The organism is Saccharopolyspora sp. ID03-671 (genome assembly GCF_045278815.1).
Taxonomy (GTDB): domain Bacteria; phylum Actinomycetota; class Actinomycetes; order Mycobacteriales; family Pseudonocardiaceae; genus Saccharopolyspora; species Saccharopolyspora ipomoeae.
The window spans coordinates 1093268-1117454 of record NZ_CP134054.1; the positions used below are offsets into that span (position 1 = coordinate 1093268).

Below are 24187 nucleotides of genomic sequence, written 5' to 3' on the forward strand. Positions count from 1 at the left end.
CGAGGTCGGGTCAGTCGATGCGTCGGGCGATGAGATGAAGCCGGTCACCGGACATGCGCTCGGACAACTCGGCGTCGGCCGTCCACGGGGTGTCGGTGCGCGGGCCCGGCTCGTCGAAGAGCGCGAGGACCTCGAAACCTGTGTGCGCGGCGAAGTAGCGCAGTTCCTGCGGGAACAGCAGTCTCCAGGCCGAGCGCTGCACGAGTTCGTCGTCATCGGGCAGCCGCCAGCGGCGCTCTCTCCGCAACAGCTGACCGGCGTGGTCGATCCACAGCCGGGTGCGCGAGCTGTACTGCTGGCCGTCGTAGGTCAGCGTGCGCTCGGCGATGCCGTCGAGCAGCTCGGTGTTGCCCAGGAAGAACGCCCCGTTGCGGGCTTCGGCGATGAGCAGTCCGCCGGGCCGCAAGTGGTCGTGGCAGCGCGTCAGAAAGCGCTCGAGGTCGGCGTTGTCATGGCAGTAGAGCAGCGCGCTGTCCAAGCAGGTGATGACGTCGAACTCGCGTCGCAGGTCGAACGAGCGCATGTCGCCCACGACGAACTCGGCCTCCTGGCACTGCTCGGTGGCGTGCGAGATCATCGCCAGTGAGCTGTCCAGCCCGGTGACCTGGTAGCCGTGTTCGCACCACCACCGCGCGTCGCGCCCGGTGCCGCAGCCCACGTCCAAGAGGTCTTTGCCGCCGTCGAAACGGCGCACCACGTCGTCGGTGAACCGGGCTGCCACGTGTTCAGGGTCGGGAAACCACGCTTCGTAGACGGCAGGGTTGTCGGTCAGGAAGTTGGTGTGGGCCACGAAGGCTCCTCCTCGGTGGGTCGTGGGCCGATCCCGCTGCGCCGGTGGATCGCCAGCACGGCCAGGGCCGAGAACACGCCGATGGCCACGCACAACACCGAAGGCAGCCAGGGCAGATCGGTTCCGGCCAGATCGACCGCCCACCCGATCAGTGCATTTCCGCCGGCGGCGGTCACACCGGAAGCCAGGTAGAACACGCCGAAGTAGGTGCCGGAGAGGTCGTCGCGACCGAACGCGGGGATGAGCTCGTAGACGAAGGGCTGGATCAGCATCACACCGACCGACAGCGTGAATGCGGTGACCAGCACCGGTGCCAGTCGCACCGCGGTCTCGGCCGGAGAGCTCGCCGCCTGGCCCGGCATCACGGTGGCGGCGATCGCGGTGACCGCGAAACCGCCGCCCATCACGGCCAGGCCGGTGGCGATCGCGCGCCCCCGGCTCCAGCGCCCGTCGCACCAGCGGGTGATCCGCACCTGCAGCGCCAGACTGGCGACCGTCGTCACCAGGAAGATCACTGACACCGAGACCGCCGTTCCGGTGAAGTTCTGCGCATGCATGGGCAGCACCAGGTACAGCTGGTTCTGCAACGCGAACATCCCGGTCAACGCAGCGGTGAACAGGACGAAACGCCGATCGGTGAGCACTTCCCGCCAGTCGGTGAGCACCGAGTTCTGCGGCCGCCGCACCTCCCGGGCCGGCAGCACAAGCACCTGCGCGACCGTCAACACGGTGAAGATCAGCGCGGCACCGATCGCCGAAGCCTGGAAGTCCACCAGCAGCAACGCGCTGCCCAACAGCGGGCCGATCAGCATGCCGGCGTTGGCGAAGACGTTGAACAGCGAGAACATCTCCGCTCGTCGCTCAGCAGCCTCGTGGCTGAGGTAGGAGCGCACCGCCGGGTTGAACAACGCCCCCGCCAGTCCGGACAGCACCGATGCGGTCAGCAGCACTGGCAGCGAGGTGCCGAAGGCGAAGAGCCCGAACCCTACCGAGCGCAGCGCACAACCGGCGATGATCACTCCGCGTGCGCCGAGCCGGTCGGAGGCCGAGCCGCCCAGCAGGAACAGGCCCTGCTGGCTGAGGTTGCGCACCCCGAGCACGATGCCGACCACAGCGGCCGACATCCCCAGGTCGTGCCCTAGGTATCCGGCGAGGTAGGGGATCAGCAAGTAGAAGGCCGTGTTCACGCCGAGCTGGTTGACCAGTAGCACCTGCACGGCCAGCGGGTAGCTGCGGAAGAGCCGTATGGTGTTCACGCGGGGCGCACCCCGAGTCCGATGAGTCCGGCGATGCGCAGCAGACCGTTCTCCCCGCTGAGCCCGGTCCACGGGTCCCGTGCCAGCAGCAGGTGGCCGTCGAGGTCCACCCAGCGCGCCATCCCGCACAGGTGCACGGCTGGTGCGATGCCCAGCGAACTGGCGACCTGGCAGCCCAGCATTACGTCGCACCGAGGCCGTCAGCGGTGTCGATGATCTCGCGAGCGGCGCGGAGGCCGCCGCATTCGGGAAGCTTGATGTTGATCCCGTGCACCTGCGAGCCCAGCCGACGCACGTCCTCCGGGGTACGTGCGTCCTCATCGGCGATAACCGGGATCGGCGATGCCTCGGCGACCTCCGCGAGCGCGTCCGGAGTACCCGGTGCGATGGGCTGTTCCACCGCATCGACGTCGAACTCCGTTGCTGCGCAGAGCATCCTCCTGGCCACATCAGGATCCCAGGCGCCGTTGGGATCCAGCAGGATCCTGGCGTGCGGGGCGGCTTCGCGGATGGCGGCCACCCGGGAGAGCTCATCGGCGCCGGAGCCGAGCTTGACCTTGAGCACCTGGAATCCCTGCCCGACCAGCCCGATGGCCTCGGCCACCGCCTGCTCGGTCGAGGTGATGCCGATCGTGCGCGCGGTCGGTACCGAACCCGGTGGTACTGCCCCGATGAGCTCGTGGACGGCGATGCCGCGCTTGCGCGCGAGGAGGTCGTGCAGCGCCGCGTCCAGTGCCGCGCGCACACCTGGAGAGGCCTGCGGCAGGTCGGTGCGCAGCGCCTCCTCCGGGGCGAGGTCGACCAGCTTCGCCTGCGCCTCGGTCAGTTCGGCTTCAATGCGCGGCACGTCGAGCTCGTAGTGGACGCTGGTGACGACCTCGCCGTGGCCGAGGTCGCCGTTGTCGTCGAGAGTCAGGGTCACCGCGTCGCGCTCGGCCATCACCGACCGCGAGATCCGCAGCGGCTCGCGCAACACCAAGCCGCTCGCCCGCCAGTCGAGCTTCACGCGGGCACCTCCATGTTCTCCAGGGGGTCGATGACCGTCCGGCAGCGCGTCCACCCGGTGGCCTCGACCTCCGGGTCCGCGACTTCCACCGGGCGAGTGGCGATCGGGGTGTCCAGCAGTCCGCGGGCCTGGCAGTACTCGTCGTCGAAGACCGTGCCCAGGTAGCGGTGCGGACCGTCGGGGAAGACGGTCACCACGTTGGAGCCGGGATCGACGCGTGCCGCCCAGGCAGCGACCAGCGCCACCGCACCTGTGCTCCAACCGCCGGTGACGAACGCGTTTCGAGCCAGCGCCCGGCAGGTGGCTACCGCCTCGCCCGGGCCGATCCAGTGCACTTCGTCGAACTGCGGGTAGTCGACGTTTCGCGGGTGGATGCTGCTGCCCAATCCGCGCATCACCCGGGGTCGGGCGGGTTGGCCGAAGATTCTCGATCCCACGGTGTCCACCCCGATTAGGCGCACCTTCGGCCAGCGCTTGCGCACGGTGCGGATCATCCCAGCGCTGTGCCCGCCGGAACCGACGCTGCAAACCAGCACGTCCACGCGGTCGAGCTGGCGGCAGATCTCCGCGCCCATCTCGGCGTATCCGGCGGGGTTGTCCGGGTTGTTGTACTGGTCCGGCCAGTAGGCGCCCGGCAGCGAGCGGCAGATCTCTCGCACCCGGTCCAGCCGAGCTTGCTGCCAGCCGCCTTCGGGATGCGGCTTGTCGACGATCTCCAGCCGCGCGCCGTGGGCGCGCAGCAGTGCCCGCATGCCGGGTTCGAGTTCCTTGTCGACGACCAGGACGATGGGGTGGCCCAGCGCGTTGCCGGCGAAGGCCAGCCCAACGCCCAGCGTTCCGCTGGTGGACTCCACGACCGGCGCACCGGGCAGCAGCTCACCGCGTCGGCGTGCTCCGCGCAGCATCGACAGCGCCGCGCGGGCCTTCATCCCGCCGGCACTGAGGCATTCCAGCTTCGCCCAGAAACCGGGATGGGGCTGCGGCAGTGGTGTCGATACTCGGGCGAGTGGGGTGTCGCGGACCAGGTCGAGCAGGTCCGGGTTCATGCAGCATCCTCTCCGGGGTAGCGGTAGAGCGAACTCGGGCCGCCGCCGAGCCAGAAGAACGGGTACGGCTCGGCCGAGACGGCCGTGACTCCGGAGCCCAGGAAGCAGGGCAGGATCCCGCTGCCGGTCTGGGCGAAGAACACCAGCGGCTTGCCGGTGGCGCGGGCGTGATCCAGCAACGGCTGAAAAGTTCCGTTGCTCAGCACCATCCCGGAAGCCAGAATCGCGTCGCAGTCGGCCAGGACGGACAGGGCGTCGGTGTGCACCGATTCGCCCCACTCGGTCTGCCCGCCCTTGTAGTCGCACGCCAGGTAGTCGGTGCCGCGTTCACGCAGGTGGTGCAGCAGCGAGTTGACCACGCCGACTACCAGCACCCGCCGGACGGACGGCAGCAGGTCTACGACCGATTTGGCCCGGTGCAAGGACTTCTGCAGCGAACTGCCGCGCCCGATCACCACCTCCTCGGCGTGCCGGTGGTGCGGCCGCACCGACTGCAGGTAGGCGTCCATTGCGGCGATGCGCACCGCCGTCGTGGGGTGATCCAGCAGCTCGGCCACCGGGGCGCCGACGCAGTCGAGCACCACGTCCTCGGTGAGTTCACCGGGTTCGACCGCGCACGAGCCGACGGCGTCGGCGACCCGCAGGCTCAGCACGTGGTTGCGGTAGGAGGTACTGCGCGAGGCGTGCCGCACGCCTTGCTGGGTCAGGAATCCCAGGCTCACCGCGGCATCGGCGATCTGCTCGCCGTGCCACCCATCGCGGATCTCCTCGGTCAGCTCGGCCAAGGACCGCAGCGGACTCACCCGGCCTCCTCGGCGTAGCGCACCTGCAGCCCGGAGATGAGCCGCTCGGCATGCGGGCGCGCCGCACCGGGCTCCGCACTGGTCACCATCACGTGACCCAGGTAGTTGTTGTTGCTGGTCGGCGCGAACACCATCCGACCGCACAGCGGCGCAGCCAGACGTCCGGATCACCTCCACGTGTGTGGAGAGCACGGAACGTTGTGCCCATTTTCCCAGCGGCTGAGCGGCCCACCTCCACGTGCGTGGAGAGCACACCGCCCGGGTCGTGCCGTAGCGCTCCATCAGCGGCCCACCTCCACGTGCGTGGAGAGCACACCCACCGTCCGGAAGGCTGCCGGGTTCACGACGGCCCACCTCCACGTGCGTGGAGAGCACCGGGCGTTGGAGTCGTCGCGCGCTGCCCAGGCCGGCCCACCTCCACGTTCGTGGAGAGCACAGCTCGTCCTCGAACGGGATCGTGTCGCCGGGCGGCCCACCTCCACTCCACGTGCGTGGAGAGCACAGCATGAGCTGGGGGGACGGCGCGCTGGGCGACGGCCCACCTCCACGTGCGTGGAGAGCACACTTCGTGACCTGGTGTTTTAGAAGGGGACTTGCACGTTTTCGTGATCTTGGTGCTGTTCTGGGTTGGTGAAGGCGATGAGTTGGAGGCCATCGAAGTCGATGGGGTGTCGGCGTCGTTGGCCGGCGGTTTTGACGGTGTAGCGCTGTTCGTTGTCGTCGGGGTGGACACAGACTGCCGCGCCGTCGCCGACGGCGTTGGTCACCTGCTGCCAGAGGTGGTCTCGGACGCGGGCTGAGATCGAGCCGACGTAGAGGCCTGGTGCTGGTTCGGTGAGCCACCGTGACAGGGCGCCGCGGAGGTAGTCGGGGATGGCGGTGGTGTGGATGACGACGAGGTTGGGCATGTGGTCACGTCTCGAGTTCGTCGGCGTGGTTGATGCCAGCCTCGACTGGCCCGAGGTCGGGGTCCCAGAGGTGCACGAGTTCGGTGGCTTCGTGCTCACCTCCCGGGTACGTCGCCGAGTCTTCAACGTCTGGGCTGGAGTACGGCTGTCCGAGGATTGAGTTGTCAAGCAGCACGTGCGTGTTCACACCGTGGGCCTTCGAGTTTAAGCGCCGCCGACCGGGTGCGGGGTGTTCTTCCGGGGGCACGGCCGCCCCGCCTCTCCAACGTGCGCTACTCCGTCCGGGCGATTTCGATGCCGGTTTTCGGATTTGGCCTCGGGCTGTCAGGGGTCGTCGGCACCATGTGGCGCACGGTTGATCAACGCGTGGGCGTTGGCTGTGTGCTCTGGGGTGGTGGATGTTCGAGGTCGGTGTCGATGCACCGGTATCGGGGGCGTGGGGGAAGGCGGGTTCTGCCGTTCAGCCGCATCCGCTTGTGTGTCATGCGATCGATACGACGGCGGTTGCCGAGCTGCTCTACGACGTGGTGTTGGGCCCGGAGGTTCGGCGGGAGCTGGAGCGTGGGCTGGCGCCGTTGGGCGATGTCCGCTCGTGGGTCGCAGTGCTGTGCGGGTGGCACGACATCGGCAAGGCCAGCCCGATTTTCCAGGCTATGCGCACTGATCTCGCCGTGCGCTACCTCAGCCGCGGAGTCCGTGATCTGGTGGAGCGTCTGCACGGGTTCTCGAAGGATCCTGCTTCCCGGACTACGCATGGCGTTCTCACGACCGTGCACCTGAGTCAGTGTTTGAAGCGGTGGGGCGCCAGCGTCGAGGTGGGTGATGCGCTGGCTTTCGGGCTCGGCGGGCATCACGGTTCGATGCCTTCGGCTTTTGAGGTCCAGAGAGCTCGCGGACGTCGTGCCCATCGCGGCGCTGCTTCCTGGGACGACCTACGGACGAGGATCATGTGCGAGGTCGCGCAGCTGTGGGGCCTCGGTGATCCCGCTGAAGCCGCCTGGGACGCGGTGTCGGTGTCGGTTCCCGCGCTCGTCGGCTTGGCTGGGCTGACGTCGGTGTCGGACTGGATCGCCTCCGATACCAGGAATTTCGGCTACGCCGACCTCCCCCTGCCTGAAGACCTTCGCCCGTACCGCGACGGGGCGCGCCGGAGCGCGGCAGCAGCTGTCGAAAGCAAGCTGCGCTGGCGGCGGTGGGCACCGCCGGCCGACACCTCGTATTCGGGCCTGTTCGGCGAGGACCCGCGTCCGTTGCAGCAGATCGTCGAGGCGGTTGTGGCGGGGCGCGACGAGCCGGGCGTGCTGGTGATCGAGGCGCCGACCGGTGAGGGAAAGACCCGGGCGGGGTTTCAGGCCGCTGCGACGTTGGTGCGTCGGTTGGGTTTGTCGGGGATGTACTTCGCGTTGCCGACCCGCGCGACCGCGGCTCAGGTCCACTCCGAGCTGGAAGCAGTAGCGCAGCGGTTGGGCCTCGATGAGCCGCCGAACCTGGTGCAGTCCCTTCGTGGTCTTGAGCCGAGTGCGGTCGATGAGGATGGCGATGGTGCCCGGGACGGGCATGAGTGGTTCACCCGGAAGCGAGGCCTGTTGTTTCCGGTCGGGGTCGGGACGATCGATCAGGCGCTGCAAGCGGCGATCACGTCGCGGCACGTGTTCGTGCGGCTCACGGGCTTGTCGGGCAAGGTCCTGGTGATCGATGAAGCGCATGATCTCGATGCGCACATGCGCACGTTGATGTGCCAGTTGATGTGGTGGTGTGGTCGTCTGGGCATCCCGGTCGTGCTGATGTCGGCCACGTTGCCCTCAGGTTCTCGGGAAGAGTTCGTCGCGCACTGGCGCACCGGACGATTGCGCCGCAAGCCAGGTGAGATCGCCGCCCGGGTGGTCGGGGCTGGTGGCCAGCAGGTCATGTGGGCAGGTGCCGAGGACGAATCTGAGCCTGTTCCAATCGGGCTGTCGGAGGTCAACGCCCGGCGTCCGCCGGTGACGGTGCATCACCTGGAAGACGAGAAGGAGATGACCAGGTGGTTGCAGGATCGTCTCCGGGAGCGCGGGTGCGGTCTGGTGATCCGCAATCTCGTCCGCGATGCCCAGCACACCCACGATCTACTCAAGGAAGCGTTCAAGGACTGGCCTGTAAAGCCGGAGTTGGTGCTGCTCACCGGCCATACTCCGTCGCGGCAGCGGCGTGAGGTTGAAACGCGCCTGCGCAACGCTCTCGGGCCGAAAGCATCGGATCGGCCGCACATCCTCGTCGTCGGCACCCAGGTTCTTCAGCACAGCCTGGATCTGGATTTTGACCTGCTCGCCAGCGATGTCGCGCCCATCAATGAGTTGATCCAGCGCGTGGGCCGGGTGCACCGCCACGAACGCGACCCGCAGTCACGAGCCTGTCCTGTGCCAGAGCTGGGGTTGCTGCAGCCTCCCGAAGGAAGAAACGGGCCGCAGTTCGCTCGGGGCCTGCACACCGTGTATCCCACCGCGTTGTTGCTGCGCACCTGGCTGGCGCTACAGAACCGTTCCGAACTCAAGCTCCCCGCGGAAGCCCCCGAGCTCGTGCACACGATCTACACCGCACCAGTCAAGCTGCAGGGACGGTTGGCGCGGCGCTTCGACACCGCGACCGAACGGTTGCTCAGCCAGGACGCGGCCGAGCAGTCGCGGGTGAGTCGCTTCTACCTCCCGCCCCTGGGCAGCAACGACTCGATCCGTGAGCTGACCCGCTACCCCACGCTCGCCAGTCGCACCCGCAAAGACACCCCTTGGAAGGAAGACGGGTGACCACAGACCCTCTCGACGGACTCGAGCGGTTCGACGTGGTGCTCCTGCTCCCCGGCACGCCGCATCCCACAGCTATCGATGGCACTCCGGTCGATCTCGAGGCCCCTGGACAACTGGACGACACACAGGTGCAGGCGCTGCTGGACTCGACGGTGCAGATCTTCCTCGACGACCTCACCGCGGCCTCGTTCGCGGTCGTTTCGGCGCTGCCGGTCCCGGACTGTTTCGGACGTTCCGGGTGGCTGTACGACCACCATGCGCTCGTCCTCGACGACGCCGCCCAGAGCGGGCCGGTGCAGTTCCATCTTGACGAGGTTCTGGGCTTGCGGATCGAGGAGGAGCAGTGACGACACCCCCCGCGTTCGACCTGACCTGCCAGCCGTGGATCCCGGTCCTCGATCTCGACGGCCAACCGCGGGTGCTGAGCCTGCGGGAGGTCTTCCAGGAGGCGCACCGGTTGCGGTGGCTGGATGCCGAGGCACCGCCGGTTACCGCCGCCCTGCACCGTCTGCTCATCGCCGTTTTACATCACGCCCTCGACGGACCGAAAACCCGGCACGAGTGGGCCACGCTCTGGAACGACACCACGCTTCCCGCCACCGATATCGGCGAGTACCTCGACAAGCACAGTCGAAGCTTCGATCTCTTCGACGCCGAGCACCCGTTTCTGCAATGCCCGCAGCTGCACAACATCGAGATGGGCCCTGCGGCAAAGCTGGTGCATTTCCGTGCGTCTGGCAGCAACAGAACCTTGTTCGACCACACCCGGGCCGACGATCAGATCGAGCTCTCGCCTGCCGAGGCGGCGCGCTGGCTGGTGACGGTTCAGGCCTACGACCCGGGTGGCACCAAAACACCAGTCACCACGAAGAACTCCGACAAGAGTCTGTGCAATCGGTTCGGCGTAGTCCTGGTGGAGGGGGCCACGCTGAAAGAGACGTTGCTCCTCAACACCTGTGAATACGATCCGCCCGTCAAAAAGCCCTGGTCTTCAGCCTTCGACGATCGACCGGCATGGGATGCGGAGCCCCCGCCGTCCACGCCGGACGCACGCGAGCCCTACGGGTGGCTGGATCTGCTGACCTGGCCCGCTCGCAGAGTTCTGCTGCGGCCGGCTGGTGACGGTGAATTGATCGAGGGTGCCGTAATCGCGCCCGGCACGAGTTTCAAGGGCGATCTCTACCGCGCAGAGCTCATGGCCAGCTTTCAGCAAAAGAAGGGAAAGGCCAACGACAGGCCGCAGTGGAACGCGGTCGGCCTGGAAGAGCTTCAGGGTGTCTGGCGACACGCGCGGGACATGCTGCTCGTGGAGGCCGAAGAAAACGGCCGTCCTCGTGTGCTGGAGCACGTGGCCGAACAAGTCGAATGGGACACGCTCTCCCCGCACACCGTTTTCACCCTGCGCGTGTTCGGGCAAAAACTCGACGACAGCGGTGGCGGTTCCGTCCGCTCCTGGCTGCAAGAACAACTTCCAGCGCCCGCCGCGTTGCTCAACGCACGCGAGCCGTGGCTGGGCGAGGTAATCGGCAGCTGCGTCGGTCTCGCCGACAGCCTCGGACAGGCGCTGGCCACGCTGGACAAAGAATGCCGACTGGCGTTTCAGGCCGAACCACCGGCCAAGGTTCGCAGGAACGCACGACGCAACGTCGGACTAGCCCAGGACTACTGGCCTAAGCTCCCGGCCGAGTTCGCCGAGCTCCTGCTGCACCTCGGGCGGGCCGTCGCCGACGATTCCCCGCCCAAGCCGCCCGTGCTCGACTGGAGAGGATTCGTTCGCCATCAGGCCAACCACGCCGCGGACCGCTTGGTATCCCAGCTGCGCGAACGTCAGAGCCGGCACCTGTTTGAGATTTCGGCAGCCTACGAACACTTCCAAATTGCCGTGGCCAAGCATCTCAAGACTTTCGACGGCCAGCTCGCCCGCCACCTTCCCTAGGACGCAAAGCCCATGACCATCAGCGATCTTGCCCCGGTGGCCCAACGCCGCCGGGAATTCATCGACCATCTCCAACTCCTCGCCTGGAACCTGACATCAGGCCGCCCACACTTGGTCTCCGAAGCGCGCCGGACCCTCGCGCAACTACGCCGGTCCATCACCGAACACCGTCACGAACACGACGCCCTCGCGCTCGTCTTCGAGCATCAGCCGCCCCGGGCTGAAGAACAGGCCTGGCTCACCATCGCCGGGCTCTTCGCACTCGCACCCCAAACCGGTGGCAGCCGCCTGCCGCTGGGTGCTGCCCTCCAGCAGCTCGACCGGCAGCGCGCCAGCGGCACCGCGCAGAAACGGCTGCGGCAGCTACTGGCCGCCGACGCACACAGCCTGCCCCAACACCTGCGTTCAGCACTGCGCCTGCTGGCTAACGACGGCATCACCGTCAACTTCCACGCCCTGCTCGACGACCTCGTCATCCTTCTGCACCCCGTGCACGACGAGAACAAGACCCGCGACGTCCAGTGGCGCTGGGCCCGAGACTTTCACCGCAAGACAAGCACCAACAACACCCCCGCCTCCCAGGAGACCGACCAGTGATCCTCGAACTACACCTGCTCCAGTCCTTCCCCGTCAGCAACCTCAACCGCGACGACCTCGGCGCCCCCAAGAGCGCGACCTTCGGTGGCGTGCCCCGTGCCCGGGTGTCGAGCCAAGCGCTCAAGCGCGCCGCGAGGGACGAGTTCATCAAGCACGGCCTGGACAAGACCGACCTCGGTGACCGCACCAAGCGAATCATCTTCGCCGCCTCCGACCTCCTCTCCGAAGACCACCAGGCCGACCCCCGCGCCACCGACATCCTCGCCGCGGGCCTCGCAGGGCTCGGCTTCGGTGTCGTCGACACCCGACGCTCGCAATACCTGCTATTCATCGGCAACAAGGCCGCTCACGCATTGGCGGAGTACTGCGAGCAGAACTGGGACGACCTCACCCAGGTCGTCGAAGCCGCGGAGAAGGAAGCCAAGAAGGCGACAAGCAAGAAGAAGGCCAACCCGGACAAGGATCCGGTGGCCGCCTTCACCAAGAGCAAAAAGTCGAAGGACGCTGCGGCTACAAGGAAGTTGCTCGACGCCAGCTATGCGGCCGACATCGGCCTGTTCGGACGGATGATCGCCGACAACACCGAATTCAACATCGCCGCCGCCTCACAAGTCGCGCACGCGCTGTCGACGCACGCGGTCACGACCGAGTTCGACTACTACACCGCCGTCGACGATCTCAAGAAGAACGACGAACCCGGCGCCGACATGATCGGCACCATCGACTTCAACACCGCCTGCTACTACCGCTACGCCAACCTCGACCTCACCCAGCTTCGCGAAAATCTCGCCGCCGACGACGCACTCGTCGCCAAAGCAGCCCAGGCCTGGCTCGGCGCGTTCATCGACTCGACCCCCACCGGTAAGCAAAGCACCACCGCCGCCCGAACGATGCCCGAAACACTGCTCGGCACCGTTCGGGATCGGGGCGCGTGGAACCTGGCCAATGCCTTCCTCAAGCCCGTCACCGGCCACGACCTCATGACCACCTCCACCCAGCGGCTTTTCGAACACTTCCAGACGCTGCGTGGCTTCTACGGCTCCCGCGCCCTGCGCACCGTGGCCGGCGCCGCTCTCACCAGCGACACAGCACCCCTGCCCGCCGAGGAACGCGTCGATTCCCTCGACACGTTCACCTCCCGACTTCTGAGCACCGCGCTGGACACGACCGCATGAGCACCCCGCACACACTCGCGGTATGCCTGGACGCCCCCATGCAGTCGTGGGGGTTGCGTTCCCGGTTTCAGAACCGCGACACCGCCCACGAACCCACGAAATCCGGAGTCGTTGGTCTTCTCGCCGCAGCGCTGGGGATCCCCCGTGAGAACACCAGCGACATTCAGCGACTTGCGCAGGTTCGCATGGGAGTTCGCGTCGACCGGGAAGGGCTCGTCGAGCGCGACTTCCACACCGTCAACAACGTCCCCAACACCGCCGAGAAGGACCACAAGACCGTCATCAGCGACCGCTACTACCTCGCCGACGCCGTCTTCCTCGTCGTCCTCGAACACCCCGACCGGGACAAGCTACTGCGTTGGCACGCCGCGCTGCACCACCCGCACTGGCCGCTCTACCTCGGCCGAAAGGCCTTCGTCCCCGCACGTCCACTGGTCCATCCCGACCACACCAGCACCTTCCTCGGCGTCTCATCCTCCACGCTCGACGAGACACTTGACGCGCATCCCTGGCTGGAAAACCAGCCCACGTCCCTGCATCGGGCCACCGAGGCTCTTCAACAGGGGCGCGAAGTCCCGCTGCGCACCCTCAGCGACGCTGAACCCACCGATGAGCTCGCCGAACCCCGACGCGACGTGCCCGTCTCCTTCGCACCGGGCAACCACCTGTTCGCCACGCGGCCTGTCCGCACCGGACACGTCCAGCTCACCGAATCCCTGATCCACTCCGGAGCACACCCGTGTACCTGAGCCGCCTGTTCCCCGACACGACCGCCCACGACTACCGGCGCGACCACGCCGATCTGCACAACATGCACCGCACCGTCATGTCCGGATTCCCCGACGTCACCGGAGACACCCCCGCCCGCGCACACCACGGCGTGCTCTGGCGGTTCGACCGCACCCGCCACGGCCACACCCTCTACGTCCAAAGCCACACCCGTCCCGACTGGAGCCACCTCGACCACTACCTCGCCCGTCCCGCCGACACCCGTGACCTCACCGATGTCCTCGAAACTCTGCAGCCCGGGCGAACCCTCGCGTTCCGGCTCAGCGCCAACCCCACCAAACGCCTCCGTCTCACCGACCAACGCGACCCCAACCGCACTGGCGGACGACGTGACAACCGCTACCCCATCGTCAAGCCCGAAGACCAGATCAGTTGGCTGATCAACCAAGCCACCCGTCACGGCTTCGTCATCCCCACCGGCAGCGACAACCGGCCCGACGTCGCCACCACAAGCACACCCCGCCAAACCGGCAAACAACACGACCGCAGCAACACCATCACCGTCGATCAAGTCCGCTACGACGGCCACCTCGTCATCACCGACCACACCGCCTTCACCACGGCACTCACCACCGGAATCGGCCCCAGCAAGGCCTACGGCTGCGGCCTGCTCACCCTTGCCCCAGCACAACGATGAGCACCTGCCCAACACACGACCGGTATCCGCAAGTTCAGGAGCGCCCACATGGCCGACTACGAGTTCCCTTCGGCACCCGACCTTGAGAGGGCATACCGAACGGCGCACACCGCACTGGCTTCACTCCTCCCTCAACGCGATGTAGTTCCGGAAGCCGAAGCCTCGTTCCCTGAGGTGCTTTCCCAGTTCCAATTCCTGGTCAACCAGGCGGATTTGATCACCACCGGTCAACTCGGCCCGCCCATCTCATGGCAAGCACCGCGAAGGGACGGCGACTGGGATCTCGTCGTCACGGGAATCGACCTCGATGCCGACGCACACGACTTCGGCGACATCGAGCTCGGTGCTGACGCCTTCACCGGCCCGAAGGGAACCTGGCACGGGAGCGCGCTCGACCGCGCCGGACTGGTCTACAAACGAGCCTGCGGCTGGGACTTCACCCCAGGAAACGCCGGCATCTGGCTCGTCATGCTCGCCCCGCTCTCCGCCAGCGGCGGCGAGAACGGACCCTGGGGATACAGCGGCCGCCTCGCCGGCTTCGTCGTGATCTACGACCGCGACAACGACGGCACCTACGAAGCAATCGGCCACATCTGGACCGCGACCGCATGGCAACGACGCGGAATCGCACGCCGTCTGCTCACCGAGGCAACAAGCCGGTTTCCGATCACCAACATCGAGAGGCCCTACACCACAGACGGATCCGCCTTTCTCAAGGCGTGCCAAGAATAGTCCGTCCCAGCTCACGAAGATGCTTCCATACACGCGAAGGTCAACCGCGGAACCCGCGGCATTGGCTTAGGAAGGGTAAGAGCCCTCACGAACGCCGTCGGTGAACACAAGGCGCCAACAGGTCCCGCAACCCCGTTACAACCCGGGCACGTTCCTCCTGCCACTGAGCGGCCCCCAGCCCGTGAAAGGGCAGATGCTGATCGACCAGCTGCAGCCTCGGCTTCAACTCCTCGAACCGCCCGTGATGGCCGCCCAGAACCTGGGCAGCCAACCGCGCCCAACCCGTCTTCGCACTCGAATAGCCTTGGGACTCCATCAAGCCGGGGACACACCACGCCGAAGCCCGCTGGTGCGCGACCGAATTCCCGTCATCGGCGCTGTCCGCGTCGCTTGCTGGTCATGTGCTCTCCACGCACGTGGAGGTGGTCCGGCCGGATGCACGTCTACGCGACCGGCAACGCCGTGCTCTCCACGCACGTGGAGGTGGTCCGATCCACCGGATCTTGCGGATGTCGCCGGTGTAGTGCTCTCCACGCACGTGGAGGTGGTCCGTACACACCCAGCGGCTTGCCGGTGCGGGAAGCGTGTTCTCCACGCACGTGGAGGTGGTCCGGCGGCCTCCGCGCGGATCGAGATGGTCAGGCCGTGCTCTCCACGCACGTGGAGGTGGTCCGGTGGGCCTGACTGCCACAGACCGTGGCAGCGAGTGCTCTCCACGTACGTGGGGGTGGTCCGTGCTTGAACGGGCACTCAGGCGAGCTGAGCAGGTGCTCTCCACGCACGTGGAGGTGGTCCGGCATCTGCGCCTTCCAGCAGCGAGGCCAGGCGGTGCTCTCCACACACGTGGAGGTGACCCGTCCGATCGCACCCGCACCGTCGACCGTCATGACGGCGGCCTAACTGCAGACCTAGCTTGATAGCGGAGTCGCGCCCTGCAGGTCCCGTTCGTGGAGATGCGGGGCGTTTCGTCGTGCCCACGGTTTACCGTGGCCAGCATGGCAAGTACCCGGCAGCGCGAGCAGTGGTGGGCTGAACAACGGTTGATCACGGAAACGGCCGAGCTGCTGCGATGCCGTGCACGCCAGCAGCAAGCGGAAGCCGACCAAGAGGCCCGCCGTGACACCGGCGACGTGACACTCTCGGCGTTTCCACTCGACCGGTACAAGGTCGTGCGCCTACTCGACGAACTCGCGCTCGCGGCCGGCCGCGGTGACCTACCCCGCGACGTACGCCGAGCAGTCATGGCAGTTTGTGACGGGCTCCGTGCCGAGGCCGAGCGCACACCGCACTGAGATGGGTCTCCCGTTTCAGATGTGGCGTGGAACACGGACATCGATCACCTCAACGTCCACACGATCGATGCGTCTACGCATCGATCACGCGCTGGACGACACCCACACCAGCCCTATCTGGCCTGACCGGCGCGGCGCTGCTCGGTGCGCTGGACAGCTTCAGCCAACACCGGACGCGCCTTCACCCACGTTCGGTGAACCGGGTCCTCGGGCGCGTAGCGGCTGAAGATCTCCTCGATCCGCTCGTCGTAAGTCAAGCGTTGCCCTGTCGGCCCCGTGGTGAGGTCGGCCGTGACCAGGGCATCCAGCAGGACAGAATCCTCGAACGGGAACTCGGCCAGCTCATCGGACATGCCGCGCTCGGCCGCCTCGAAGCGTGCCCCGGAGTGGTGCGCGACGAGGTTCACGATCACCTCGGACCATCCCCGGTTCCGTAGGTAGCGGGCACCGTCAAGAGGGTGGAACTTAGTGTGCCCGATCTCCGGAGCGTAACCGATGTCGTGCAACCAAGCCTCCACGTGCGTGGAGAACACGTTCTCTAGCCAGGGGCCGATGGACTCGTAGAGCGGACCACCTCCACGTGCGTGGAGAGCACGGCAGCGCCTTGAGCAGCTGCGTCACCTTCGTCGGACCACCTCCACGTGCGTTGAGAGCACACAATCCGGGCGACTCGCTCAACATCCTCGCGCGGACCACCTCCACATGCGTGGAGAGCACATCCAGGCGTCCTCGACGAACAGCGCCGTGTACGGACCACCTCCACGTGCGCGGAGAGCACACGCTGTCGAGGTCGTCCGCCGTTTACGGGGTCGGATCACCTCCACGAGCGGTGGAGAGCACCAGACGTTCGTAGTGATCGCCCACCGGTTCGCCGGACCACCTCCACGTGCGGGGAGAGCACATCGGCCCGTACAGCACCAACCAGATGGACGACGGACCACCTCCACGTGCGTGGAGAGCACGCGTGGATGGACCGCCGCATCATCAACATCAACGGATCACCTCCACGTGTATGGAGAGCACAAGCGCAGCTGATCGCCCGGTATCCGGAACAGCGTTCCACCTCCACGTGCGTGGAGAACACCCATCGCGCGCTAACACCGCCTCGCCCACCCGCGGACCACCTCCACGTACGTGGAGAGCACACTTCGTGACCTGGTGTTTTAGAAGGGGGCTTGCACGTTTTCGTGATCTTGGTGCTGTTCTGGATTGGTGAGGGCCATGAGTTGGAGTCCGTCGAAGTCGATGGGGTGTCGGCGTCGTTGACCGGCGGTTTTGACGGTGTAACGCTGTTCGTTGTCGTCGGGGTGGACACAGACAGCCGCCCCGGCCCCGACGGCGTTGGTCACGTACTGCCAGAGGTGGTCTCGGACGCGGGCCGAGATCGAGCCAACGTAGAGGCCCGGTGCTGGTTCGGTGGGCCACGTAGTCATGTCTCGAGCTCGTCGGCGTGGTTGATACTAGCCTCGACTAGCCCGAGGCCGGGTTCGGTTTCAAGAAACACGAGGACACGCCCGTCGGCGCCCCAAGGTTCTAAATTCTGAGTGTATGGGTGCCCAACCCTCCTCCTGATCCGGAATACAGACCCGGGCAACCGCCCATTGGGGTACGGCTGACACGCTGACCTTCACACCAGCCCACGCAACAAAGACCTGGGGCAGGTCAAGGCTTCAAACAAACCCCAGGCCAAACCCTCCCTACACCGCAACCAGGCTTGGTAGTTCGCGGCAGTATTGCTTGGTGTGGAACATGGGGAGCGTCCACAGGTACTGGGACGAGGTGTCGAGCTTGGCGTGGTAGGCCATCGCGAGGGCCTGCAGGTAGGCGCCGCGGTGGTGGTACATGACGCCCTTGGGGCGTCCGGTGGTGCCGCTGGTGTAGTTGATCGACAGCAGCGATCGCTCGTCGGCGACCTCGACGCGGTGCGGTTCGGCTGCGTCGACCAGGGCGTCGTAGTCGCCGGAGTCGATCACCGGGACCGACGGTTCGCCCAGCACCTCCCGGTGGTCGGCGTCGACCAGGACGAGGCTCGCTCCGCTGTGCTCCAGGATGTACGCGATCTCCGACGGCGCGAGGCGGGTGTTGAGCGCGACCAGCACACCCCCGGCCAGCGGGACGCCGTAGTGGGCCTCCAGCAGCAGGTGGGTGTTGGGCGAGAGCACCGCTACCCGATCACCGGGCCGGATCCCGCGCTCCGCGAGCAGCCCGGCCAGCCGCTGCGCCCGGTCCCAGAGCTGCGCGTAGGTGTCGCGGCGGGCGCCGTCGACGACCGCGGGGCGGTCGGCGAACACCGCCGCGGCGCGCTCCAGGAAGGACACCGGACTCAGTTCCCGAAAAGCGATCCCGGACAACGCGAAGCCTCCCTCTCACACCCGACGTCGGGCGCGCGGAGCATAACCACCCGAAACGCTCCGGGCGAGGGGTCGCGGCGGCTCACATGTTCTGGGCGGCTTCCTTGATCGCGGAGCGGATGCGGCAGTAGGTGCCGCACCGGCAGACGTTCTCGATCGCGTCGATGTCGTCGTCGGAGGGGTCGGCCGTGTCGTTGAGCAGCGCGACGGCGGCCATGATCTGGCCGGGCTGGCAGAAGCCGCACTGCGCGACGTCCTGGTCGAGCCAGGCCTGCTGGACCGGGTGCAGCTCGTCCCCGTCGGCGAGGCCCTCGATCGTGGTGATGCTCGTGCCCGCCGCCTGCTCGACGGGGATCGTGCAGAGCTGGACCGCCTCGTCGTTCATCAACGAGGTGCAGGCCCGGCAGACCCCGATGCCGCAGCCGTACTTCGGGCCGGTGATCCCCAGCTGCTCCCGCAGCACCCACAGCAGCGGCGCTTCGGACGGGGCGTCGACCGCGACCTCGTCGCCGTTGACGGTGAACTCGAACTTCGGCATCGGACTGCGAACTCCCAGCTGAACGTGCGGACGGGCAGCGAAAGCTAACCCGACCGCCGCACACCCCTCGCAGCGGTCCCGCCAGGCACGAAAAAGCGTCCGGTTGGGCTGATCGGCCCAACCGGACGCCCGGAATGCTGCGCTGAACGAACCATCCCGCTTGCTGCGAATGTCTCTTCGGGGTTGGTCTCGTTATGACAACAACTGCCCGAGGCCGTCAGAACTCGAAGCCGCCGGGTTTGTCGTTGCGGTCGGCGATGAGTCCCGCCAGGGTGGCGATGGCGATCTCCGGTGGCGTGCGGGAGCCGATGTTGAGCCCGATGGGGCGGTGCACGCGCTTGATCCGGTCCTCGTCGACGCCGAGGTCGCGCAGCGCCTGGACGTGCGGCCCCTCGTGGCGGGGGTTGCCCATGATCCCGATCCAGCGGGCGTCGTGCCGCAACGCGTCGCGCAGGACCGGGCCGAGCTCCTCGCGGTGGTGGTCGGTGACGACCACGTCGGTGTCGGGCCCCAGCTCCGGCACCTCGGTCAGCGCGCCGTCGGCGCCCGCGGGATCGACGAGGACCGCGGTGTAGCCGAGGTCCCGGCCGTAGCGCAGCAGGTGTTCGGCGACCGGCGAGGCGAAGACCGCCACCAGCACTCGCTGCCCGGATTCGGTCGGTACTTCACCGTGCGCCACCGCGCACGCGGCATCCTCGGTCGTCATGCCGCCAGCATGCCAGGCCGGGACCTCCTCGCTCTACAACCGCGTCGCCGTGGCCAGCCACGCGGGGACGTCGACCCGCCCGCCGTCGGCGACGCCGAAGAGCTGCGCGTGCTCGCCGCGCGCGATGCCCCGGTAGGTGCTCGGGCGGACCCGCTCCAGCCGCCAACCGCCGGTGAACACGCGCGGGAACACCGACTCGGCCACGACCGGGCCGAGGGCGGGTTCGACGTCGGCCAGCGCCAGCACGTGCACCGTCGCACCCGGCTTGCACACCGCGTGCAGGCTGCGGGCGTACCGGTGCTGGTCCTGCTCGCCGAAGACGTGGAACAGGGCGCTGTCGACGACCGTGTCGTAGGGGCCGCCGGTCAGGGCCAGGGCGTCGGCGACCGCGAAGCGGGCCGGCACGTCGCGGGCGGCGGCGTTGGCCTGAGCGAGCTCGATCGCGTGCGGGGCGGCGTCCACGCCCAGCACGTCGTAGCCGAGCCCGGCGAGCAGGATGGTGTGCTCACCGGCTCCGCAGCCCGGGTCGAGCACCGCGCCGGAGATCTCCCCGCCGCGTTCGAGTTCGACGATCGCCTGCTGCGGCTCACCGATCACCCAGGGTGCGGTGCCCGCCACATACGCCTCGTCGAATACTGCGCGATCCACAGACGTTCCCATGATGTGTCCCCTTCGTTCGAGCTGGTCACCCCAGCCTGGAACCTCCAGTTAGCTGGAGGTCAACGGATCCGGACCGCATTCGCCGGGTGACGCGAACCACACCGCGATCAACTTGGAATTACAGCGCACTCGCTTACGTTGGTTGATAGCGACAGACTCAATTAGATGGCGGCGATGCTGAGCAAGACCGCCACGAGGAGGTTGGACATGGCGACGTTCTTCGGACCGGTCGGCGGCCCGTTCGACGAGTACTTCGCTCGCTTCTTCGGGGCCGACGACTCCACGGCCGGCTCGCGCCGAGTCGACATCACCGAGCTGATGACCGAGCAGGCGCAACAGCTGGTCGGCGAGGCCGCGAAGTTCGCCCGCGACCGCGGGCAGGGCAGCCTCGACGCGCTGCACCTGCTGTGGTCGGCCGCCAAGCAGGACCCGACCCGGGCGCAGCTGAGCCAGCTGGGCGTGGACACCGAGGCCTTCGCCAAGGAGGTCGAGGGACACCTGCCCGCCTCGGGAGCTCCGGTCGACGACGAATCCGTCTCGCTGACCCTGGCCGCGCGCACCGCGCTGGCCGACGCCCACCGCGTTGCCCGCGCGCTGGGTTCGACCTACATCGGCCCGCAGCACGTGCTGCTGGCGCTGTCGGCCAACCCCGAGACCGAGGCCGGCCGCCTGCTGAGCGGCGCCGGCGCGGGACCGGAGGCCCTGCGCGACGCGAGCCAGCGCCCCGCACCGCAGCAGGCGCCGAAGTCCGGCCCCAGCGGGGGCGAGACCCCGACGCTGGACGAGTACGGCCGCGACCTCACCGAGACCGCCCGCGAAGGCGGGCTGGACCCGGTGATCGGCCGCGCCGACGAGATCGAGCAGACCATCGAGATCCTGTCCCGCCGCACCAAGAACAACCCCGTGCTGGTCGGCGAGGCCGGTGTCGGCAAGACCGCGATCGTCGAGGGCCTGGCCCAGCGCATCGCCTCCGGTGACGTGCCCGAGGTGCTCACCGGCAAGCGGGTCGTGCAGCTGGACCTGTCGGCGATGCTGTCGGGCACCCGCTACCGCGGTGACTTCGAGGAGCGGATGACCAAGGTCATCGACGAGATCTCGGAGCACAGCGGCGAGCTGATCGTGTTCATCGACGAGCTGCACACCGTCGTCGGCGCCGGTGGCGCCGAGGGCGCGATGGACGCGGGCAACATGCTCAAGCCGCGGCTGGCTCGCGGTGAGCTGCACGTCGTCGGTGCCACCACGCTCGACGAGTACCGCAAGAACATCGAGAAGGACCCGGCCCTGGAGCGCCGCTTCCAGCCGGTCCAGGTGCCCGAGCCGAGCGTGGCCGACACGATCACGATCCTGCGGGGCCTGCAGGAGCAGTACGAGAAGCACCACAAGGTGACCTACACCGAGGAGGCCGTCGAGGCCGCCGCGAAGCTGTCCGACCAGTACATCAACGACCGGTTCCTGCCGGACAAGGCGATCGACCTGATCGACCAGGCGGGTGCCCGCAAGCGCCTGAACTCCGGCGTCGCCGACGACGGTGAGCTGCGGGCCAAGGTCGAGCGGCTGGAGCAGCTCAAGAGCGAGGCGGTGGCCTCCGAGGACTACGAGCGGGCCTCGGCGCTGCGCGACGAGATCACCGCCGCGCAGGCCCGGCTCGACGAGGGCGGCACGGGCGTGCTGGAGATCGGCCCGGCTGACATCGCCGAGGTCATCTCCCGAGCCACCGGGGTGCCGGTGTCGCGGCTGACGGCCGAGGAGAAGGTGCGGCTGCGCGGCCTGGAATCGGAGCTGCACAAGCGGGTCGTCGGCCAGGACGACGCGGTGCGGGCGCTGGCCCGCGCGGTCCGCCGCTCGCGCAGCGGACTGGGCGACCCGACCCGTCCGGTGGGCAGCTTCCTGTTCCTGGGCCCGACCGGCGTCGGCAAGACCGAGCTGGCCAAGGCCCTGGCGGAGTCGCTGTTCGGCGACGAGCAGCGGATGATCCGGCTGGACATGAGCGAGTTCCAGGAGCGGCACACGGCCAGCCGCCTGGTCGGCGCCCCGCCCGGCTACGTCGGGCACGGCGAGGCCGGTGAGCTGACCGAGGCCGTGCGGCGCAACCCGTACTCGGTGGTGCTGCTCGACGAGGTCGAGAAGGCGCACCCGGACGTGTTCAACACGCTGCTGCAGGTCCTCGACGACGGGCGCCTGACCGACGGTCAGGGCCGCACGGTGGACTTCAGCAACACCGTGCTGATCATGACCAGCAACCTGGCCTCGGAGGTCGTCTCCAGCGCGGGCGGCAAGATCGGCTTCACGGCCGGCAGCCCGACCCAGGACCTGGAGGAGCGGGTCATGCCCAAGCTCAAGGACGCCTTCCGGCCGGAGTTCCTCAACCGCATCAACGAGATCGTGGTGTTCAAGCGCCTCGACGGCGAGCAGCTGCACACCATCACGCGGGCGCTGCTGGCGACCACCACGAAGCGGCTGGCCGACATGGGCGTCGAGGTCGTCTTCGACGACGACGCGGTGGCCTGGGTCGCCGACCGCGGCTACCAGCCCGAGTTCGGTGCTCGGCCGTTGCGCCGGGCCATCGAGCGGGAGGTCGACGACCGGATCAGCGACCTGCTGCTGGACGGTGAGCTGACCGAGGGCACCCGGCTGCGGGTCGGTGCCCGCGACGGCGCGCTGGACTTCCAGGTGGAGGCGCCGGTCGCCGCGTGAGACCGCGAGTGAGGACGGGGCGGGCATCCTCCGGGGTGCCCGCCCCGTTTCGTGCCCGCCCCGTTTCGTGTGCGCTGGTCAGCGGGTTGCGAGTTGCCGAAGGGATCGCCTGGATTGACCCTTCACAGCAGGTTCCAACGTTGCGATACTTGTTCAACCAGGCGGTACTACCCGGTGGAGGTGGGCCATGCTTCCCAGGGACGAGCGGCGCCGCCTGCAAGAGATCGAGCAGCGGCTCGTCGATGAGGACCCGCGACTCGCGCGCAGGCTGAGCCAGACGACCACGCTCGGTTATCTGCGGGCCCGCGTCTCGGTGCGGATGTTCGCGGCCGCCTGCGCGGGCGTGCTCGCCGTCATGTGCCTGTTCCTCAACGAGGGCGCGGCGGCGCTGACGTCGGCGGCTCTGGCGGGCGCCCTGCTGCTGTCGCGCACCTGGCGGTTCGAGTTCCTCTGATCCTCCGCTGATTTCGTCCACTGTGGCCGGTTCCTCCCGTTCCGGCCCGTGGGTCCCGCGTGCCCGAAAGCGGTTCCCGCCCAACACACCGGTGGTGTGCTGGTTTGGTGCGCCGCCTCGCTCGCGGGGAGAATCGGCGGCGGATCTCGACGTATCTGCAAGGGGAGTTCGTGATGACGACCGTCGCATTCCTGGGCACCGGAACGATGGGGGCTCCGATGGCGCGCAACCTCGCCGCCGCCGGAGTGGACCTGCGGGTGTGGAACCGCACGCGCAGCCGGGCCGAGCCGCTGGCCGAGGCCGGGGTGACCGTCGTGGACTCCCCCGCCGAGGCCGCGCGGGGCGCCGACGTGCTGATCACCATGCTGCTCGACGCCGATTCGACCATCACCGCAGGTCGCGAGGCCGCCGCGGCGCTGAACTCCGGCGGGGTGTGGGTGCAGATGGGCACCATCGGCCTGCCGGGTACCGAGTCGGTGTGCGCGGCGGCAGCCGAGGTCGGCGGGGTCACCGTGGTCGACGCGCCGGTGCTGGGCACGAAGCTCCCGGCCGAGAAGGGCGAGCTGGTGGTGCTGGCCGCCGGTGCGCCCGAGGTGCGCGAGCGCGTGCAGCCGCTGTTCGACGCCGTGGGCACCCGCACCCAGTGGGTCGGCGAGGACCCGTCGAAGGCGGCCGGTTCCCGGCTGAAGCTGGTGGCCAACAACTGGGTGCTGACGCTGACCAACGCGGTCGGCGAGTCCATCGCCCTCGCCGAGGACCTGGGCGTGAATCCCGAGGACTTCCTGGCCGCCATCGAGGGAACCGCCACCGACTCGCCTTACGCGCACATGAAGGGCGCGGCGATCATCAGCGGCGAGTTCCCACCCGCGTTCACCCTCAGCGCCGCCGCCAAGGACGCCGGCCTGGTCTCGCAGGCGGCCAGCGACGCGGTCCGGTTGGACCTGGCCGAAGCGGTCAGGGCCCGGTTCGCCCGAGCCCTGACCGCAGGCCACGCCGACGAGGACATGGCAGCCGTCTACTACGCCTCCAAGCGCTGA

Annotated in this window: 26 protein-coding genes, 2 pseudogenes and 1 CRISPR repeat array; of the genes and pseudogenes, 12 read left to right on the forward strand and 16 right to left on the reverse strand. The window is 67.9% G+C overall.

What is annotated here, in order from left to right; all coding sequences use genetic code 11:
- Positions 1 to 10 precede the first annotated feature (10 nt).
- The 9 genes from REH65_RS05150 to REH65_RS05190 form a co-directional block, all read right to left on the reverse strand.
- Complete coding sequence (locus REH65_RS05150; protein ID WP_406691487.1) at positions 11 to 790, reverse strand: class I SAM-dependent methyltransferase; 780 nt, start codon at positions 788 to 790, stop codon at positions 11 to 13.
- Entirely contained in the window at positions 769 to 2046 is a 1278-nt protein-coding gene (locus tag REH65_RS05155; protein ID WP_406691488.1) for an MFS transporter, read from the reverse strand. Before REH65_RS05155 ends, REH65_RS05150 begins: the two co-directional genes overlap by 22 nt.
- Positions 2043 to 2228, reverse strand: a complete 186-nt coding sequence (locus REH65_RS05160) for a hypothetical protein (protein WP_406691489.1) — start codon at positions 2226 to 2228, stop codon at positions 2043 to 2045. The genes REH65_RS05155 and REH65_RS05160 overlap by 4 nt, the downstream gene beginning before the upstream one ends.
- Positions 2228 to 3052 carry an enolase C-terminal domain-like protein gene (locus tag REH65_RS05165; RefSeq protein WP_406691490.1) on the reverse strand — a complete coding sequence of 275 codons (825 nt, stop codon included), beginning with the start codon at positions 3050 to 3052 and terminating at the stop codon, positions 2228 to 2230. Before REH65_RS05165 ends, REH65_RS05160 begins: the two co-directional genes overlap by 1 nt.
- The gene (locus REH65_RS05170) at positions 3049 to 4098 is read right to left on the reverse strand and encodes a PLP-dependent cysteine synthase family protein (RefSeq protein WP_406691491.1); all 1050 of its coding nucleotides are present in this window, start codon (positions 4096 to 4098) and stop codon (positions 3049 to 3051) included. The genes REH65_RS05165 and REH65_RS05170 overlap by 4 nt, the downstream gene beginning before the upstream one ends.
- The gene (locus REH65_RS05175) at positions 4095 to 4901 is read right to left on the reverse strand and encodes a Rossmann-like domain-containing protein (protein WP_406691492.1); all 807 of its coding nucleotides are present in this window, start codon (positions 4899 to 4901) and stop codon (positions 4095 to 4097) included. The genes REH65_RS05170 and REH65_RS05175 overlap by 4 nt, the downstream gene beginning before the upstream one ends.
- Complete coding sequence (locus REH65_RS05180) at positions 4898 to 5035, reverse strand: hypothetical protein (RefSeq protein WP_406691493.1); 138 nt, start codon at positions 5033 to 5035, stop codon at positions 4898 to 4900. Before REH65_RS05180 ends, REH65_RS05175 begins: the two co-directional genes overlap by 4 nt.
- Positions 5036 to 5482: 447 nt before the next feature.
- Positions 5483 to 5809: a type I-E CRISPR-associated endoribonuclease Cas2e gene (gene cas2e, locus REH65_RS05185; RefSeq protein WP_406691494.1), complete on the reverse strand. Its 327-nt coding sequence runs from the start codon at positions 5807 to 5809 to the stop codon at positions 5483 to 5485.
- A gap of 4 nt (positions 5810 to 5813) precedes the next feature.
- Positions 5814 to 5984 (reverse strand): hypothetical protein, encoded by a 171-nt coding sequence (locus REH65_RS05190; protein WP_406691495.1) that lies wholly within the window; start codon positions 5982 to 5984, stop codon positions 5814 to 5816.
- A gap of 223 nt (positions 5985 to 6207) precedes the next feature.
- On the opposite strand from REH65_RS05190, the gene cas3 reads away from it, so the two are divergent.
- The 8 genes from cas3 to REH65_RS05230 are packed head-to-tail and all read left to right on the forward strand — an operon-like array spanning position 6208 to position 14455.
- Positions 6208 to 8589 (forward strand): CRISPR-associated helicase Cas3', encoded by a 2382-nt coding sequence (cas3, locus tag REH65_RS05195; protein ID WP_406691496.1) that lies wholly within the window; start codon positions 6208 to 6210, stop codon positions 8587 to 8589.
- Positions 8586 to 8936, forward strand: a complete 351-nt coding sequence (locus REH65_RS05200; RefSeq protein WP_406691497.1) for a hypothetical protein — start codon at positions 8586 to 8588, stop codon at positions 8934 to 8936. The genes cas3 and REH65_RS05200 overlap by 4 nt, the downstream gene beginning before the upstream one ends.
- On the forward strand, positions 8933 to 10525 hold the full coding sequence (gene casA / locus REH65_RS05205) for a type I-E CRISPR-associated protein Cse1/CasA (protein ID WP_406691498.1): 1593 nt from the start codon (positions 8933 to 8935) through the stop codon (positions 10523 to 10525). The genes REH65_RS05200 and casA overlap by 4 nt, the downstream gene beginning before the upstream one ends.
- Positions 10526 to 10537: 12 nt before the next feature.
- Complete coding sequence (casB, locus tag REH65_RS05210; RefSeq protein ID WP_406691499.1) at positions 10538 to 11122, forward strand: type I-E CRISPR-associated protein Cse2/CasB; 585 nt, start codon at positions 10538 to 10540, stop codon at positions 11120 to 11122.
- The gene (gene cas7e, locus REH65_RS05215) at positions 11119 to 12297 is read left to right on the forward strand and encodes a type I-E CRISPR-associated protein Cas7/Cse4/CasC (RefSeq protein ID WP_406693087.1); all 1179 of its coding nucleotides are present in this window, start codon (positions 11119 to 11121) and stop codon (positions 12295 to 12297) included. The genes casB and cas7e overlap by 4 nt, the downstream gene beginning before the upstream one ends.
- Positions 12294 to 13046 carry a type I-E CRISPR-associated protein Cas5/CasD gene (cas5e, locus tag REH65_RS05220; RefSeq protein ID WP_406691500.1) on the forward strand — a complete coding sequence of 251 codons (753 nt, stop codon included), beginning with the start codon at positions 12294 to 12296 and terminating at the stop codon, positions 13044 to 13046. Before cas7e ends, cas5e begins: the two co-directional genes overlap by 4 nt.
- Positions 13037 to 13723 (forward strand): type I-E CRISPR-associated protein Cas6/Cse3/CasE, encoded by a 687-nt coding sequence (gene cas6e, locus REH65_RS05225; protein WP_406691501.1) that lies wholly within the window; start codon positions 13037 to 13039, stop codon positions 13721 to 13723. The genes cas5e and cas6e overlap by 10 nt, the downstream gene beginning before the upstream one ends.
- Positions 13724 to 13771: 48 nt before the next feature.
- Positions 13772 to 14455: a GNAT family N-acetyltransferase gene (locus REH65_RS05230; protein ID WP_406691502.1), complete on the forward strand. Its 684-nt coding sequence runs from the start codon at positions 13772 to 13774 to the stop codon at positions 14453 to 14455.
- A gap of 85 nt (positions 14456 to 14540) precedes the next feature.
- Here REH65_RS05230 and REH65_RS05235 read toward each other — a convergent pair.
- Positions 14541 to 14813: pseudogene (locus tag REH65_RS05235) on the reverse strand (hypothetical protein); the annotation flags it as partial.
- A gap of 43 nt (positions 14814 to 14856) precedes the next feature.
- Positions 14857 to 15312: direct repeats of the CRISPR family, unit length 29 nt; unit sequence GTGCTCTCCACGCACGTGGAGGTGGTCCG.
- 138 nt (positions 15313 to 15450) lie between these two features.
- Here REH65_RS05235 and REH65_RS05240 point away from each other — a divergent pair.
- Positions 15451 to 15747: a hypothetical protein gene (locus tag REH65_RS05240; protein WP_406691503.1), complete on the forward strand. Its 297-nt coding sequence runs from the start codon at positions 15451 to 15453 to the stop codon at positions 15745 to 15747.
- Positions 15748 to 15860: 113 nt separating this feature from the next.
- On the opposite strand, the gene REH65_RS05245 is transcribed toward REH65_RS05240, so the two are convergent.
- The 6 genes and pseudogenes from REH65_RS05245 to REH65_RS05270 form a co-directional block, all read right to left on the reverse strand.
- The gene (locus REH65_RS05245) at positions 15861 to 16253 is read right to left on the reverse strand and encodes a phosphohydrolase (protein ID WP_406691504.1); all 393 of its coding nucleotides are present in this window, start codon (positions 16251 to 16253) and stop codon (positions 15861 to 15863) included.
- 657 nt (positions 16254 to 16910) lie between these two features.
- A pseudogene (gene cas2e, locus REH65_RS05250) lies at positions 16911 to 17189 on the reverse strand (type I-E CRISPR-associated endoribonuclease Cas2e); the annotation flags it as partial.
- Between the two features lie 255 nt (positions 17190 to 17444).
- Positions 17445 to 18065: an AMP-binding protein gene (locus REH65_RS05255; RefSeq protein WP_406691505.1), complete on the reverse strand. Its 621-nt coding sequence runs from the start codon at positions 18063 to 18065 to the stop codon at positions 17445 to 17447.
- A 115-nt stretch (positions 18066 to 18180) separates the two neighbouring features.
- Positions 18181 to 18636 (reverse strand): (2Fe-2S)-binding protein, encoded by a 456-nt coding sequence (locus tag REH65_RS05260; RefSeq protein ID WP_406691506.1) that lies wholly within the window; start codon positions 18634 to 18636, stop codon positions 18181 to 18183.
- Between the two features lie 217 nt (positions 18637 to 18853).
- Complete coding sequence (locus tag REH65_RS05265) at positions 18854 to 19342, reverse strand: XdhC family protein (RefSeq protein WP_406691507.1); 489 nt, start codon at positions 19340 to 19342, stop codon at positions 18854 to 18856.
- A gap of 33 nt (positions 19343 to 19375) precedes the next feature.
- Entirely contained in the window at positions 19376 to 20002 is a 627-nt protein-coding gene (locus REH65_RS05270) for a class I SAM-dependent methyltransferase (RefSeq protein WP_406691508.1), read from the reverse strand.
- A gap of 207 nt (positions 20003 to 20209) precedes the next feature.
- Here REH65_RS05270 and REH65_RS05275 point away from each other — a divergent pair, with 207 nt between their 5' ends.
- The 3 genes from REH65_RS05275 (at position 20210) to REH65_RS05285 (ending at position 24187) form a co-directional block, all read left to right on the forward strand.
- Positions 20210 to 22696, forward strand: coding sequence for an ATP-dependent Clp protease ATP-binding subunit (locus REH65_RS05275; protein ID WP_406693088.1), 2487 nt, complete (start codon positions 20210 to 20212; stop codon positions 22694 to 22696).
- Between the two features lie 187 nt (positions 22697 to 22883).
- Positions 22884 to 23150, forward strand: coding sequence for a DUF3040 domain-containing protein (locus REH65_RS05280; RefSeq protein WP_281455526.1), 267 nt, complete (start codon positions 22884 to 22886; stop codon positions 23148 to 23150).
- Between the two features lie 155 nt (positions 23151 to 23305).
- Positions 23306 to 24187, forward strand: coding sequence for an NAD(P)-dependent oxidoreductase (locus tag REH65_RS05285; RefSeq protein WP_406693089.1), 882 nt, complete (start codon positions 23306 to 23308; stop codon positions 24185 to 24187).